Origin of the sequence: Chryseobacterium sp. c4a, assembly GCF_009900745.1 — a bacterium.
Classification (GTDB): Bacteria; Bacteroidota; Bacteroidia; order Flavobacteriales; family Weeksellaceae; genus Chryseobacterium.
Window position 1 is genome coordinate 299219 of the sequence record NZ_WXVU01000001.1, and the last position, 17297, is coordinate 316515.

The window sequence follows — 17297 nt, forward strand, 5'->3', positions numbered from 1 at the left end:
TTAAAAAGGATATCCGATGGCAATATTTAAAACAAGATTGTCTTTCCTCCAGTTGGGATCTCCGAAATTAATTTTATCGAAAGCCCATCTGTCTCCCTTCTCATAGTAAGGTACTCTCAATGGCATTGCCAGATCTAATCTTAAAATCAGGATAGAGAAATCAAGTCTTAGACCAACTCCGGCTCCTACTGCAATTTCGTTCAGGAAGTCTTTTGTAAATTTAGCGCCTGGTCTATCTGGATCACTATTAAGCAGCCAGATATTTCCGGCATCTACAAAAACGGCAGCATTTAAAAACTTATATAGATTGGCGCGATATTCTGCATTTAATTCTAACTTAATATCTCCGGACTGATCAAAATAAGCCCCCTCATCTATAGTCCTGGGATCAAAACTTCCTGGCCCTAAAGTTCTCGCACGGAATGCTCTGATACTGTTGCTTCCTCCTGAGAAAAACTGCTTAGAAAAAGGTACAAATTCTGAATTTCCGTATGGATAAGCAATTCCGGCAATAAGCCTTGTTGCTAATGACGATTTTTCCGTGAGCTTATGATAAAATCTGAAGTCATTTTCAATCTTAGCATATTGGCTGAAAGGAATACCGAAAATCTTTTTCTCTTTATCTTCTTTTACGTTGGCTCCTGTTACCAATCCTGTGATATTTCCTGCCAGATCAAGCGTACCTTTGTAATAGAAGGTATTCTTTTTGGGCAACATGGTGTTGGTATAGGTATATGAATAAGTAGGACCAAAAATAAGCTGCTTCTGAACAATTCTTGCCATAGCTGGATTCCTTTCTGCAATGACATTATATTCAGCGGTAACCTTTTGTGGAGATACAAGGGTAATATCAATTATTTTAAGGTCATGTTCCTTTCTAGCATTTTCTTTCCATACATATCCGAATGAACCTGTAAAATTATTAAGGGTATAATATTGGGTTCTGTTCTGGAATTCATATCCCAATGTAATATTGGTTCTGGGAACAAACTCACTGGAAGAGTGAAAGCGGAATGGTGCTACAATTCTTGGAATGGAAAGCTGTACATTAGCTCCTCCACGGAAAATATTATTGGCATTCTGAGCTCCTCCCATCTGAAAATCAAAAGCTCCAAAGATGGCTGCTTTAAATTGTTCTGCTCCTCGGAAGAAATTTCTATGCGTCCAGTTCAGATTAAGTTCACTACCTGCATAATTGGCGGAGTTGGTTCTTCCCAACGCTTCAAGTCTTAAAGACTGAATTTGTCTTGGAGTTAATAGATAGTAAGCATCAAATTTATGATTCAATGAATCTGAAGTGATAAATTCATTTTTTACAAACTTGAATACCCCTAAGCTGATCAATCGGTTAAGAGTAAGATTATGATTGGATCGGTTATAAAGATCTCCTTTTTTAAAATATAAAGCTCTATCAAAAATCTTTGGTTTGAATTTATGTTGCGGATCAATGACATACATATCATCAAAAGCATATTTATCTAAGGAATCTTTGTTCATCGGAACGCTGTATTTCCCTTCTTTTACATCCTGAATATTATAATTAGGGAATACTACTACTTTATCAATACTGAATTGTTGAGTGGATAGAGCAGGCGTATTATCTTTCAATTTTACATTCAGTTCTACTTTATGATTTTTGTTGACGGTACTGTCTGCCTGTACAATAATATTATCCGGATGAAAATAATAAAAACCTCTTTCTTTCAGTCTGTTATCTATTCTTTCTCTTTCGGCCTTGATGACATCCAAATCAAATGGTCTACCATTTTTAAGAAGGGTCTTGCCGGCAACATTTTGAATTTCCTGATTGATGAGAGTAGAATCTTTTTGAAATTTAACTCCATCCACCAAATATCTGGCTCCAGGCTTTATGGTATAAATGACTTTTGCCTTTTTATTTTTTGAGACAGTATCATAAGTCGCTCTGGCGTTAAAATAACCTTTGTTTTCAGAGTAGTTTTCAATAATGTCTTTATTGAACTCACGATCTACATCTCCTAATAATACTGGTTTTTCACCCATCTTATATTTAAGCCAATAATTAAAGCCTTTATCTTTCTTAGGCTCCTTGGCAATATTGTAGAAATACAGCTTAGGGCGTAATCCTAAAAATGTAGAATTAGGTTTGGGAGTAAGTTTAGCTTCCAGTGCTGCCTGAAGATCTTTTTTATCTTTTTTGGAAATAGTGTCACTCTCAATCTTTACTTCTGCACCTGTGTAAAGCATCTGGTTTTCTTTTAAAAACCTGGTATTGCTACAGGAAACTACAGCCGAAGCAAATCCGGAAACCAACAGATATTTACAATATGTATGAAATGTATTACTCATTATTTAAATTCTACCACTTGATTGTTTTGATTCTTTTTAGTTTTTTTCTCTTTAGACTTTTGGAAAATCTCACGGAATTTATCATAATCCAGAGTGATGATAAATCCAACTCCGGTTTCTATGATCTGCCCCTGAAGAGCTACCTGATATTCATCCTTACGATAAGCACGTAACATATATCTTCCATCTTTGGAAAGACTGTAATCTACAGAAACATTCCCTGCAATATTTGTCATGTTTTCATTCTGGCGGGCTTGCCCTTCCAATCCGAAATTACTTCCAACCGTTACTTTCAATCTGTCATTCAATAATTTTTTACTGATATCCACATTCAGGTCGGTTCTTGTATTTTTCTGTCCTGTAGAATAATCCTCGGAAGAATCTAGTCCGAAGTTAAGATCTACTCCTTTGATCAATCCGGCTGCCAGATTATTTAATTGCTGAGAAAGGATTTTACTCACACTTTGTCTTGCCATTGTTTCAGCAGATACTCCTGCGCCACTTTCAAAAGGATTTTCACCAATAAAACGGTTTAAAAGAAGCAAGGCAAATACCTGTTTATTTAATTCAGACTCCTGGGTTCTGAGCTGAGCAAGTTTTTGATCAATAACATCCTTTACATTGGTTGACACAGCATTGTTTTTTTCATCTGTTGTAATATCAAAGGTCAGCTGTGGTTTTAACAATTCGCCTTTCATTTTTAGCAAAGTATTGAAAGGAACTCTCTGTTTAAACTGGTTCATTGTTGATGCACTCTGACCACTGATTTGCTGTTCTACAAGATCTATAGGCGGTGCTTCAGTTTTATATACTGCCGTAATATTCATAATGGCCATTGTGGGCTCTCCAGTCCAAGTGATAGTGCTTCCTTTCTGAATATCAAACTTACGTTTCAGGAAACTCACAGAAAGATCATAGCTTCCTTTGTCAACTTCATATACTCCTACCAGGGTAGTTTTTCCGGAAGGGTCAATTCCTCCGGTTAATTCTGCCTCTCCTTGTAGCTGAACGAAATCTCCGTTTGCTTTATCAATAACAATAGATAATTTTGCTTCTTTACTTACTTCAATATTTACGCTGACATCCATACCTTTAATGCGGCTTTGGGCATTAAGAGAATCAGTTTTGATGGTTTTATTTAAAACAACCTGATCCTGATCTACGAATTCTACAATTCCATCTCTTTCCTGTAATGAAGGATTAGATTGAGGAAGTACAAATGTAAAGTCTGTGTTGTCTGCAACACTTAGTCTTCCCTCCACTTTTGGTAAATCAAGGTTTCCTCGGATACGAAGGCCGGCATCAATAGCCAGTACTCCATACATCATCGCATCATTGGATTTTTGAGAGTTGACTACTTTGAAATCCTTGGCATTGACATTCAAATTGAATGCGAAATCTCTGTACGTTTGGGTAAGAACCTGTCCGTCTACCACCAAAGCATTTCCATCCTTATCTTTGATTTTAAATGTATTGAATTCAATTCCGCGGCTGGTAAAATCGATCTCATCATTTAATTTTCTGAAATCACTTCCTGTCTTGGCAATCTCAAGCCCTGCATCATTGAATTTTACCTTTCCTAAAATATTAGGTTTGTCTGTAGTGCCTGTGATTTTAAGGTTTCCGGAGAGATATCCTTCTGTATTGGTAATGGCATTCATAGAAAAACCTTGAATACTCTTCATCTGAAGCTGGTTGATGGCCATATTCAGGTCAAAAGAACTTGAAGCCGTATTGTAATCTCCAAGAATTCTTACATCATTATTGTTTCCGGAAAGGGCAATGTCAGCATTTAAAAGTTTCGGTGAAGAATTGTTCACTTTTACAGCGAGATTTCCGACAGGACTTCCATAGACAATAAGATTGGAAACATTCAAATCAGAGGTGAAAGTCATGTCTTTCATTACATCCCTGAGTTGGGCTGTACCATTGATGGTTCCTCTTGCCAGAACCGTATCTTTTTTAATCAGTTCTGTAATGGTTTCTATTTTAAAATCTTTCAGAGCAATGTTCAAAGGGCTACTTGGGATTTCACTTTCCGATTGAATAGAAATTTCGCTTCCCCCATTACTTAATCTGAAATTGTCTGCTAAAATTCCCTTTTTACTGATCTGAATTTTATTGTTTTCAGCAACATTCCAGTCTGCATAATTGAGTTTTAATCCATTGGGATTCAAAGAAACCTCTGTAATATCATTCAATGATTTGGCATTTCCTGCAATCAGGAACTGAGTGGCATCTTTATCATCTTTTGTCGTGATATTGTAGTTAATCGTATTATCTGCAATATCGCCATCAATATTGATTTTTTTCAGCGAAAAACTTGAGCTTTTTAATGCCGCAACATTCAGACTATATTGTAATGCCTGATTTTCATTTGTGACTTTCAATGCTCCTTTTTCAATGGTATTTTCACCATATAGCAATTGAGGAATCTGGCCATCGATTTCAATTTTTTGTGAATCCGCATTATAGTTTCCTGCTAGATTTATCGTTTCGAAATCCTTCAAGTCCGGAACAAACTTTCTGATCAAGTCATCATTTTTAATCTTTGCTGTAAAGGTAAAATGCTGTCCCGGATCAATTTTTTGAGTTTTATCCGGTTTCTGGAACTGATAATATTGATTGATGGTTTGAGTTAAAGCGCCAAAAATCTGAGTAAGTTTATATTTACCCTTCAATTCAACATCTGCAATTTGTGAATTGAAAATAATTTGGGTAGAATCTGTAGTAGATGAAGCTTTAAGATGAACTTCCTGTACCGGATAAACTTCTTTGGTATCTGAAAAAGCAAAATCTTTAAGGTTTAAATAACCATTCAGGTTATTCGGATCAAGGCTTGTAAAGTCACCGTCTATTTTCCCAGCAAGAATCATTGGTTTTTCGTAGAAACCAAGCTTGTTGACATCTAATTTGATGACTTCACCATTCACTTTGATGGTCGGATTTTTTTCGTGATAGATTCCGGAAGCCATCAGCTGTAAATCAGCATTCGGATCTTTTGAATTTAAAATAACATCGTAAGCACCTTTGTTGATCTTACCTGTTAAATTCATGTTCTGGTAACGATAACCTTTGTAAGCTGCAGAAGCAACATGACCTTTTAGGTTGGCATTTGCATTTTTGAAATCAAAACTTTCTCCTTTGGCAGAAATCTGGGCTGTGATGGAGCCTATATCTTTATTCTGAATAATTTTTCCAACCTGTATTCCCTGAAGATTAGCCTTTACATCATACAGTTCATGATTTTTTCTACGCATATCCACATTGGCAACAACGGCTGCATTTCCAAGAGTAGAGTAGAGGTTGAGGTCTGTATTGACCATCTTTGTTGTTCCCTTTGCATTTCCTTTGATACTGAAGTTTGAAGGAAGAGAAATAGTAGATGGAATGGTATTTTTCGGAACTAAATTGTAAATCGTTTTAGCATTGGATGAGAATTCTTCAATCCTCAGATCGTAATATAGCTGATCTGGATTCATCGCATTTTTGATTCTTCCGGATGCTGCTACTCTCAATTGATCCAGTCCGGTTACTTTAAGATCCTGGATGAGAAGATCATTTACACTCCCTTTTACATTTGCATTAATGTTTAGGGTCGCATTGGGATATTTATTGAAAGGGATCGTATTTTTTAAAGTAGGAACCAGGTTTAGAATATCAGAAAATCCGATTTTTGAATCCTTGATATTGGCTGAAATTTTTACAGCACCTAAATTGGAGGTCAGCTGATCGATGGAGTTATAATTTAAAATAACCTCATCACGTAATACCGTTTTGGGAGTTTGTAGGTATAAATCTTTTAGATAGGCTTCTTTTTCTGCGTATACAAAATCTGTATTGAATTTCTGAATATTCAATCCTCTGGCTTCTTGAATTTCTGCAGAATTAACAGTCCCCGCGAAAGTATTATTCTCCATTTTGAAGCTTCTCACCTCAACATTCATTTTGGAAAAATTCAGATGGTTGAAGTCTATTCCTTGTTGAGTAGGAGCAATCGCAGTATTGTTATAAGTTGCTTTTACATCATTCAAAACCAGTTTCCCTAAAAGAAGATTCATAGCTTTATCCTCCTTGGATACTTTGGATGGTTCCGGTTCTTTTTTATTTTTTGGATTGGCATTTTGAGCCGGAAGATAAAGGTTGGCATTGATATCAGCTCCTGAAAGAAATACATTGCCAATATTGAAGACATTATTTTCCAGATCAAGTTTGTTGACTTTTGTGCTTAATTCTTTGAATATAACCTTTGCGTATGTTTTGGTATTTTCATCGCCATAGTCAATATCAAAGTGAGTAAGTTTAATTCCTCTTAAACCAATATTCATCGGTTTTTTTTCATTGAGAGAATCTACTTTTTTCTCAACCTTTTTAGAGACTTCTTCTACAATTCCCTGTTTTAACTTTAATTTTAATCCATCAAGATTAATATCGTTAACAGCGTAGGTGTTTTTATTGAGATCGAATTTTTTTACTCTGGTATCAAAAGATTTAAAATAAAGATTGATATCATTCTTCGACTGTTGATCATTGAAGGTAACTCCAACATCGTTTAATTTAATTTTATCAAGAGAAATAATGAAAGGTTTGGAAGAGCTTTCTTCCTTGTCGTTGGTTGCAAAGGCATCAATGATATAATCGAAATTGAATTTACCATTCGGTTTTCTTACAACATTAGCACGTGCTCCTTCCAAATCTACAGAGGTAATATCTGCAGTGGAATTGATGAGTTTGAGCATGTGTAGGCCAACATCCAGTTTTTTTACTGCCAAAAGAGTGTCAACATCTTGCCCTTTGAGGTAAAGGTTTTCCATGACAAGGCTGTTGGGAAATCCGATGTAAACTCTTTCGAGGCTTACTTTGGTTTTAATTTTTTGCTCCAGGTAAACGATCAATCTGTCTTTGATGAAGTTTTGAACGGCTGGAAGTCTTAAGCTTAGTATCAACAGGGTAAGAAAAACCAATATTGAAATAAAGGTTATTGCAATACGCCTTAAGAGTTTGGTAGTGTTGATTTTCAGTTTCAAAAGTGAGAAGGTTTCTAACAAAGATAATAATACTATTTTATACGGTCTTTGTTGTGGTATCCCTTATGAATGCAAAAATCCTGCCTTGGCTGCCCTTATTATGGAATTTTTAGTTGTGTAGTTGTCAAGTGAATAGTTGAGTAAGGTGAGCCAAGGCGGGGATTGTAGTTTTAAAAAAAGCCCCCTTTTATCATTTTTTGAAATGTTGAAAAGGTTAGTTAGCAAAAATGAAAATTCAAATGTTAGTGTAGTTTCAAAGGGGGCTTGGCATGGTTTGTATTAATCAGATAATAAATCTTCTAGTTGTTTCCGTTTTCCCATTTTACTTCTTCTCCCTGTGGTGCAGCACCACCTTGGGCTTGGGTAATAGGAGCAGTTTCCTGGTTGATATGATAAATATATGCTGCAATTTTTTCTGCATCTCTTCCGGTAATGGTTCCTTCTTTGATGAAAGGTCTCATGGTAGGATTGTTTGGAGAACCATTTTCAAGCATCCAGAAAACATTCTTGAATAAACTTTTTTCCTTGATGTTGATCCAATGGGTATCAGTAAGGTTAGGCCCAATACCTCCTTTTCCTCCATCTCCATGACAGGTTACACAGTTGGTTTTGAATAATTCCTGACCTTCTGCGATGTTGTCTGCGCTGTATTTTGCAGACTCCAGATTGATCTGTGGAGCACTTTTTTCATACTCTTCAATAGATGCCAACATGGTTTTGGTCTCTTTTGTATATTCAGCTTCCGGATGGGCATAATCTGTGAAAGAAAAGGCTACCAGATACACCGCACAGAAAATACATCCGAACCAGAACAACCCTATCCACCATTTAGGAAGAGAATTGTCAAGCTCTGTAATCCCATCGAAACCATGGTCGATTAAAATATCTTTTTCTTCAGTAGCAGACTGCTTTTTGAAAGCAGAATTCCAAAGCTTTTGATAATAAGGAATATTTTTTTCTTCCAGGTAATGTTTTTTTTCTTCCTCCGATAGTCTACTGAAACTTTCATTTTCAATCATGTCTCCGATGGAGTTCATGATCATTAAAAGAATAATCGCAATCAATATCAATGCCCAGAAAAATGGGGAAGAAAAATAGCCTGAATCACTGGCGAACATTTCAAAGGCCATGATCGTTAAGCCTATGGTTGTTGCTATATATACTGAAATAGGGGTTCTCGTTTTCATTACATCAATTTTTAATGATTACTCTGCACTTGCGGTTTGGATCTGTGTCGTTTTAATATCTGTACCTAATCTTTGTAAATAGGCAATCATAGCTACGATTTCTCTTTGTTCAAGCGGTACATAAGATGTTCCTTTTACTGTTTTTTCTTTAGCCATCTGATCTTTTACATCGGTAGCCTCTGAGTAAATTCTTTGTACAATAGCTTTTGACTGGTTGTCTGCCCATTGATTAGCAGAGTCGATCTGAGCTTTTGTATAAGGAACATCAAATGAATTCTTCATTAGTTTCATCTTATCCACCATCTGAGTACGATCCAATTTATTGGTAATTAACCAAGGGAAGCGTGGCATGATAGAACCTGCTGAGGTAATTCTTGGGTTATACATGTGCTTAAAGTGCCATGAATCAGGATTTCTACCTCCTTCTCTGTGAAGATCCGGCCCTGTTCTTTTAGAGCCCCAAAGGAATGGTCTGTCGTAGATGAATTCTCCAGCTTTGGAGTATTGCCCGTTCTTTCCTTCAAATCTTGTTACTTCATCACGGAAAGGACGGATCATCTGAGAGTGGCAAGAGTTACATCCTTCACGGATATATAGATCTCTTCCTTCTAACTCCAATGGTGTATATGGTTTTACGGCGGTAATCGTAGGAACACTTTGCTTCAATGATAAGGTAGGAACAATTTCTACAAGTCCACCAATAGCGATCGTTATGAAAGCCAGGATAGAAAGTAAAGTAGGAGTTCTTTCTAGCCAAAGGTGTATCCCTTCTCCCTCTTTTCTTGTTCCCCCAATATTGGCTAGTGCAGGTGCTTCCGCAGGAACATTCTTCTGGAATGAACCAGCTTTAATGGTTTTGATAACATTAACTACCATTAAAATCGCTCCTGATAGATATAAGATACCTCCTAAGAATCTCATTTTAAAGTAAGGAATGATCGCTGTTACTGTATCCAGCCAGTTTTTCCATAATAATGTTCCGTCCGGGTTGAATTGTTTCCACATCAATCCTTGTGTGAATCCGGAAATATACATAGGTACTGCATAGAAAATGATTCCTAATGTTCCTAACCAGAAATGCCAGTTAGCTAATTTTACAGACCAAAGTTTAGTTTTCCACATGATCGGAACCAGATAATATACCACCCCGAATGCCATGAAACCATTCCATCCAAGAGCTCCTAAGTGTACGTGACCGATAACCCAGTCAGTATAGTGTCCAATTTTATTTAATGATTTTGTTGCCAATAATGGTCCTTCAAAAGTTGCCATACCATAACAAGTAACAGCGACTACGAAGAATTTAAGGATCGGATTTTCTCTTACTTTATCCCAGGCTCCTCTTAAAGTAAGAAGACCGTTTAGCATACCTCCCCAAGATGGTGCAATAAGCATGATAGAGAAACCAGTTCCTACGGCCTGTGCCCATGCCGGTAATGCTGTATATTGCAGGTGGTGAGGCCCAGCCCAAAGATATACAAAGATCAGCGACCAGAAGTGAATAATGGATAATTTGTATGAGAATACCGGTCGCTGAGCTGCTTTTGGCATAAAGTAATACATAAGACCTAATACAGGGGTCGTCAATACAAATGCTACTGCATTGTGACCATACCACCATTGTACTAATGCATCTTTTACACCTGCGTATACAGAATAAGATTTCCAGCTTGTGAAAGATAACGGAACTTCCAGGTTATTGAAGATATGAAGCATGGCTACAGCAATCCATGTGGCCAGATAAAACCAGATGGCTACATATAAATGTCTCACTCTTCTTTTGGCAATAGTTCCAAACATATTGATACCGAATACAATCCATGAGAAGGCAATTAATATATCAATAGGCCATTCATGTTCAGCATATTCTTTAGAAGTATTGATTCCCATTAAGAATGTAATCACTACAGTAACGATCATAAACTGCCATGACCAGAAGTGAATCCATGAAAGAGTATCACTATACATTCTTGTTTTCAGTAATCTCTGCATACTATAATAAGCGCCGCAGAAGAAGGAATTACAAACGAAGGCAAAAATTACAGCACTGGTGTGAAGCATTCTGATTCTTCCGAAGCCCATTGCTCCCTGAGTATTGATTAATCCCTGAATATTACCCGAAGCTAAGCTTTTAATAGTTGTATCATCTGTACCGAATAAAAATTCAGGTAATTCGGGATAAAAAAGCATCAATGCAGCAGTAAGTCCCAGCAGAAATCCGACAAGTCCGAATGCGATTGTTGCATAGAGGAATGCTCTGACAATATTATTGTCATAATTAAATTTTTGCGTCTCCATAAATTCCAATAGTGTTTACCGAAGTGATATTTGCTCTGAAAAGGGTTTATTTTTTGCCATTTTCTATGTTAAAAGTAAATATCATGTAACGTGTATAATGTTTTGCCAAAGGTATTTATTAACTTTGTTGGAGGCTAATAGATAATCTTCTAAAATATACCGAAAACTACTAAAACAGAAATGATGAAAATATGTGGACAAAATATCAGGAAAATTCGTAGGAGCAAAGATCTTACGCAAGAGTATATGGCTTTTGAAATGGGGATTTCCCAAAAGGCTTATTCCGATATTGAGAATTCAAAGGTGAAGATCAACCTTGAAATCTTAACGAAGATCTCAGATATTTTAGATATTAAGCCTTCCGATATTTGCAGTATCTCTCATAAATGCGGAACAGATGATGGTTATGAAGATAAATACCAAGGGCTTTTGGAGTACATGAAAAAAAATAATATTTCGGTTCCGAAAGAGTTTCTTTAGGTATACAAACTTAAATATACATGTAATGACCTCCTCATTTTGATTGAGTGAGGTCATTGTTTTTAGTAAAATTGTGTTTCTAGTCATGAACCTGATGACAAAGGCAATGATGAGGGAAGCTGTCTTGAGTATTCCAAATGTATCATAATTGATAAAATATTCATAAATAATTATGTAGAAAAAAGATCACATGTTTGTGGATAAATATTTACAATAATCTTAATTTTCTATAATATATTTGCTCTGAAAATAATGTAGCCTAATCGAAATGAAGCTTTTGTCCTTTATTTTATTGTTGTCTTTTCTATATAGCAACGGACAAAGCTATACAACCCAGTGGTTTACCATGGATAATGGTTTGCCTCAAAACAGTATCAAAGATATTGTGAAAGATAAATATGGCTTCATATGGTTTTCTATGGAAGGCCAAATCTTACGGTATGATGGAAGCAGCTTCGTTCAGTATAACGATTTTAAGCTGAAAAATCTAAGCTTCGGGGATTTTTATGGGAGTGTAAACAGTGATCGTATTGCTGTTTTCAATAATTCTGAAAAAAAAAATCTTTTGATTTCTCAAAGACAGCCGAAAGTTATTTCAAGTAATACCACTTTTGATTCGGATCTTCCGAAAGACAATAGAATCTATAAAAGGATTTTCAAAAATAATTTCACGGTAAGATATGTTTCTTTTATTGATTCTTACTTTGTTCAGTTGAAAACAGGAACTTACTATTTTGAAAATAATACGGTTATATATGTAGATCAAAAAAGTAAGAAACGGACAAAAATTAATATTGAACTTTCACGAAATAAATTAAAAAGGTTATTTGTTCACGAAGATCATATTTTTATTGCCGATCCCGAAGATCGAAAGATTCTTCAATTGTATCATGGAGGCTATTCTTATAAAGAGGCTCCCACTTTATATACCGATCCTGAAACCAAAATATATTGGCAGCAGATTACAGGGCAGGTTTTCATGATTAATCATGGTAAAATATACAGAAGCCAGTTTTTGAACGGAAAACTGAGTCTTAGCTATGTGCTGGAATATAAGGATATGGATAAGGAAATTTCAGGAGCAATGTTTTATGATGAGACCTTCAATAAATTATACATTGGAAGCTCTATTAATGGACTTAAAATTCTAAGCCTCTCTGATTTTTCAGTTTCTCAAAAAAAATTACCGTATCAGGATGAAGTTTGTTATGCTGCTATTCCATATAGTGGAAATTCTGTTTTGACTCAGGAGGGGATCAGGTATTATAATAATAAAACAGAAAGGTTATTTAAAGCTCCTCAATCCTATGATAAACGGTATATTTTTCAGGATGATTCGGGAAATCTTGTATACAGAGAAAATAATTCCATTCATATAAGGTATAAAAATACAGGATTTACGAAATATGATTCAGTGTCATTTAATAAGAGAGAAATTGATGGATTATATAAAAGCGGAGGTATGTATGTGGCAACTCTTTTGGATAAAAATAGATTTTACCTCTATATATTTGACCATGATGATTTTAAGAAAACCGAAAGAATCATCCCTTTTGAAGATAATATAGATACGGTTCTCAGATATAATAAGGATCTTCTTTATTTGGGCGGAAGCAATGGAATCTTCGTTTTTTCTTTAGCACAAAATAAAGTTATAGCACGGATGGGTAAAAATCTTCCGGTAAAACAAATTATAAAGACTAAAGATGGCAATGTCTGGTTTACTACGTATAATCGGGGAATATATTGGTTAAAAGATCGTCAAGCAGTTAAGCTGCCTGGTGATAAAAATGATTTTTTGGAGAATGCACATCATATATTGGAAGATAAGAATTCAAACTTTTGGATTTCCTCTAATAATGGATTATTTAAAATCAATAAAATCTCACTTTTTGAATCCATGAAATCTCCTCAAGAGCAGGTTACCTATTACCGGTATACCAAGGAACATGGTTTTTTGAATAATGAATTCAATGGCAGTGCAGATCCTTGCGCTAATATTCTGGAAGATGGGCAGTTTGTATTTCCTTCTATGGAAGGATTTGTATTTTTTACCCCTCAGAATGTTAAAACTTACTTTCCTAAAACGAATGATCTTTACATAGAAAGAGCGAAAATAAATGGTGAACTTCGTGATGTTAAAGGGGATCTTTTATTGGAAAGTGGATTCAAAAATGCAGAAATTTATATTGATATTCCTTATTATGCCGATCTTGAAAATGTGTATTTGCAGGCAAAACTTGTAGGAGAAGAAGATAGTCAATGGATCAATGTCAAAGAAGATAAAATATTCAGATTATCCAAAATAGAACCTGGTAAATACAATTTACTCATTAGATTTCTATCTTCAGAAAACGGGAAATTCGTTTACAAAAGCTTTCCAATAGAAGTTGAAGCCTATTTTTATCAAACTTTAACCTTTAAAATCCTGGTGATTGGGCTCATTATTTTTATCCTTATAGCGACTATACAAGCCAGAACAAATTTTTTAAGGTTGAAAAACAAAGTTTTAAAAAATACCCTTGTTCATAAAGATAAAGAACTTCAAGAAACAAACAATAAGCTTAAAAGTGAATCAGATTATCAGAAAAAACTGGTAGAAAGTATCAGTCATGATATTACAACTCCTGTTAAATTTATTGCTCTTCTTTCGCAAGAACTTACCCAATCGGAAGATGCCAAAACTCAGAAAAAATATTTTGACAGTATTTATAAAACCTCAGAGCAGCTTTACAAGTTCACATTAAGCTTAAAAGAATATACAGAACTGTATAAGCAGGACAATATTTCAGATGATGAATATCTGATCTATGATCTCATTGAAACTAAAAAATTATTGTTTGAAGAAATTGCAGCACAAAAAAACACGTTCATCTATAATTTTTGTGATCATCATCTTAGCATAAAACTTAACAAAAATATCCTTCTGACTGTTTTTCACAATATCATAGACAATGCTGTAAAAAATACTTCAGATGGGGAAATTGTCATCACTTCTGCTTCTTCAGAGCAAGGTATAGAAATTTGTATTGCCGATACGGGAAGTGGAATGTCTGCCGAACAGAGAACTTATTATACTGAGCTTTTTAAGAAACAAGGAAATGAACATTTGATTTTCAAAAATTATGGACTTGGCCTACACATGGTCATCCAGTTGATGATGAAAATCAATGGAGAAATGACTTTTCATGAAAATACACCCAAAGGGACAATTATTAAAATCCATATTACAATATGACAAAAAGAATATTAATTGCAGATGATCATCATGTGGTAAGAATCGGAACTGCTTTGATTCTGGAAAAGAATTTTAATGACTTCGAAATAGAATTTGCAGAAACCTATGATGAGGTAAAAGATAAAGTCGGATCCAAAAAATTTGATCTTGTCATATTGGATATTGAGCTTCCCGGAAGTACTTTCAAATCGATGGTCAAAGAGATTAAAAATATTAATGAGGATATATTAATCTTAATTTTTACTTCCTACAAAGAAAGCTTTGCTATGCAATATATTCAGGAAGGAGCGAATGGATTTTTAAATAAACTCAGTGATCCGGAGACTTTTGTGAAAACGATAGAAGGTATTTTGAAAGACGGCTATTATTATACTCCTGAATTACTCAACGAAATGATGGCGCAATTGCAAAAGAAAAGCCCCGCAGAACTTTTATCAGAAAGAGAATTGCAGGTTTTTGATCTTTTAGCAAAAGGAAATGGTAACCTTGAAATAGCCAATGTCCTCGATATTCAGGAATCCACGGTTGGAACTTATAAGAGAAGAGTATATCAAAAATTAAAAATTAAAAATCTGGTTGAATTGTTAGAAATCTATCATAAAATCCATTAGCGATTAATACTCATATGTCATAAAACACGTACGGTTTTGTGGAAAAATGTGTACAGAGCCTGTAAACGGAATCTTTATTTTTCGCAGTAAGTTAGTCTCATAAAAATTCTAATCTATATACGATTGGATTTGTATATACATGCTTACAATTCCCTTAGATTCTAAATACATTTTTTGATTATGAGAAAAAGTCTATTTTTCATTGCTTTATGGGCCTATTTAATGGGGTCAAAGTTATGCGCCCAAGTAGGGGTCAATACTCCTAACCCTACCAGTAGCCTGACCGTTAATGGATCATTTGCGGCAACTTATAAAACAGTATCTTCAAGCGGAGCTGTAGGAGCCAATGACTATTATATTGCTTATAATTCAGTAAATAACGGAACATTGACATTACCAGCAGCAATCAATGGTACAGGTAATTTTGGTGGAAGAACCTATCATTTCAAAAATACGGGAACCGGAAATCTGGTTATTGCAGCAGCTGGTGCAGAATTGATTGACGATCAGAACGGAGCAGGAGTTTCTACTCTTAGTATTCCTATAGGATATTATGCATTTCTGGTAAATAAAGGAACTACTACAGGTACAACATGGGAACTGGTTTTATTTTCGAGTTCTAATACAATGCCTTCATCAGAAAATACCTATCCTTTTGCTACAAAGGCTACAGACGTTCGTCAAAGTTGTGATGCTACTCCTAATCCTTCAGCTCCATGGATAAGAACAGCAATTGTTTATCAAAATACAATTCTTAATAAAGGTGGAGTGTTAACTCCTTCTACCGGAGCATTTAAAGCACCCAACGATGGCTATTATGTGATTAATGGAAGCACACAATTTGATAATGGAGGTATGACGGCTCCGCCACCTACTTTTACCTGGACAACATTGTATCTGATAAAAAACTATGCACCCAACAATGGCGGAACCATACTGGTTCAATCTTATCAGCCTACTGCAACTGTAGTTTTTGGATCAAGTGTTTCGTGTATGACTTATTTAAATGCTGGGGATACCGTAACAATGGCTTCTGTAGCGGGAGTTTCTAATGGTAGCAAATATGAAGTAGTCACAAGTTCAATGTACGGGTACAAAATAGCAAATTAATACACAATTCTTAATAAAAACAAGCCTTAACAAACTGTTAAGGCTTTTATCTTTTTTAATTAATTCTTTATAATATGAAAAAACTAACCATTGTATTATTCATGGGGATTACGCATTTAGCTTTTGCTCAAGTTGGAGTGAATACCCCAAACCCCAAGGCCATGTTTCATCTGGATGGAAAAAAGAACAATGAAGCATCAGGGCCAGTAAGTCCTTCCAATCAGACAGATGATGTTGTGATGACCTCCCAAGGCTATATCGGGATAGGAAATAATAATCCGGTTACAAGTCTGGATATTAAAACTAGTGGAACTTCAGTAACACCTGCATCAGGAATAAAAATAGCAGATGGAGCACAAAACGAAAACTATGTATTAACTTCAGATGCAAATGGAAATGGCTTATGGAAGCCAGCAAAATTAACCGTTATAAGAGGTGTAAACGGTGCAGGTATCAATATTCCTTTTACAGAAACCGCAACAGTCTCAAAATATACAGGATCTTACATTGATTTACCACCCGGAAAATGGCTGGTTACTGTACAACAGCTTATTATTCCGACAGGACCGGCATTAACCAGTGATCAATGGATGTGGCTGAGAACCAGTTTTTCAGATGAACCGAATATTGTGACAGGAGATACGGCTAACTATTCCCCCGATCTCAGTTCACCAAGTATGGTGAGTGGGCTTATTCAGGGACCTACTTCAGCGAAGACCAGATTCTCTATCCTGCAGGGAAGTTTGGTGATTAATAATACTTCAGGCACTGTAAAAAGGTATAAATATATTGCAGGTCACAACAGTGTAGACGGAATACAGAATGCTGCCATTTACTTTGATAGATTCAGTAGTGGCCTTTTTGGAGAGAATGTTATTTATGCAGTCCCTACAAATTAAAATTGATGGGCTTCTATATGAAAAATGAATCACGTCTTTGAGAACAGAATTCTTAATTTACCCCATGGAATGTGAATTTCTCTGAAAAGTTTTTATATATTTAGCGACCGAATAATTCA

General features: G+C 35.4%; 9 protein-coding genes. 5 read left to right on the forward strand and 4 right to left on the reverse strand.

Annotated elements, in window-relative coordinates; translation table 11 throughout:
* From GTR01_RS01455 to ccoN, 4 genes are all read right to left on the reverse strand, one after another.
* Nucleotides 1-2328, reverse strand: a complete 2328-nt coding sequence (locus tag GTR01_RS01455) for a BamA/TamA family outer membrane protein (protein ID WP_160136101.1) — start codon at nt 2326-2328, stop codon at nt 1-3.
* A complete protein-coding gene (locus tag GTR01_RS01460; protein ID WP_160136102.1) occupies nt 2328-7355 on the reverse strand; it encodes a translocation/assembly module TamB in 5028 nt (1675 codons plus the stop codon). Before GTR01_RS01460 ends, GTR01_RS01455 begins: the two co-directional genes overlap by 1 nt.
* 299 nt (nt 7356-7654) lie before the next feature.
* Entirely contained in the window at nt 7655-8542 is an 888-nt protein-coding gene (locus tag GTR01_RS01465; RefSeq protein WP_160136103.1) for a cbb3-type cytochrome c oxidase N-terminal domain-containing protein, read from the reverse strand.
* An 18-nt stretch (nt 8543-8560) separates the two neighbouring features.
* Nucleotides 8561-10840 (reverse strand): cytochrome-c oxidase, cbb3-type subunit I, encoded by a 2280-nt coding sequence (gene ccoN / locus GTR01_RS01470; protein ID WP_160136104.1) that lies wholly within the window; start codon nt 10838-10840, stop codon nt 8561-8563.
* A gap of 180 nt (nt 10841-11020) precedes the next feature.
* Between ccoN and GTR01_RS01475 the strand changes: the two genes are divergently transcribed.
* From GTR01_RS01475 to GTR01_RS01495, 5 genes are all read left to right on the forward strand, one after another.
* The gene (locus GTR01_RS01475) at nt 11021-11320 is read left to right on the forward strand and encodes a helix-turn-helix domain-containing protein (protein ID WP_228452132.1); all 300 of its coding nucleotides are present in this window, start codon (nt 11021-11023) and stop codon (nt 11318-11320) included.
* Nucleotides 11321-11588: 268 nt separating this feature from the next.
* Nucleotides 11589-14558: a sensor histidine kinase gene (locus GTR01_RS01480; protein ID WP_160136105.1), complete on the forward strand. Its 2970-nt coding sequence runs from the start codon at nt 11589-11591 to the stop codon at nt 14556-14558.
* Complete coding sequence (locus GTR01_RS01485) at nt 14555-15169, forward strand: response regulator transcription factor (RefSeq protein ID WP_160136106.1); 615 nt, start codon at nt 14555-14557, stop codon at nt 15167-15169. Before GTR01_RS01480 ends, GTR01_RS01485 begins: the two co-directional genes overlap by 4 nt.
* Before the next feature lie 180 nt (nt 15170-15349).
* Complete coding sequence (locus GTR01_RS01490) at nt 15350-16279, forward strand: hypothetical protein (RefSeq protein ID WP_160136107.1); 930 nt, start codon at nt 15350-15352, stop codon at nt 16277-16279.
* Between the two features lie 74 nt (nt 16280-16353).
* Entirely contained in the window at nt 16354-17178 is an 825-nt protein-coding gene (locus GTR01_RS01495) for a hypothetical protein (RefSeq protein ID WP_160136108.1), read from the forward strand.
* Nucleotides 17179-17297 lie beyond the last annotated feature (119 nt).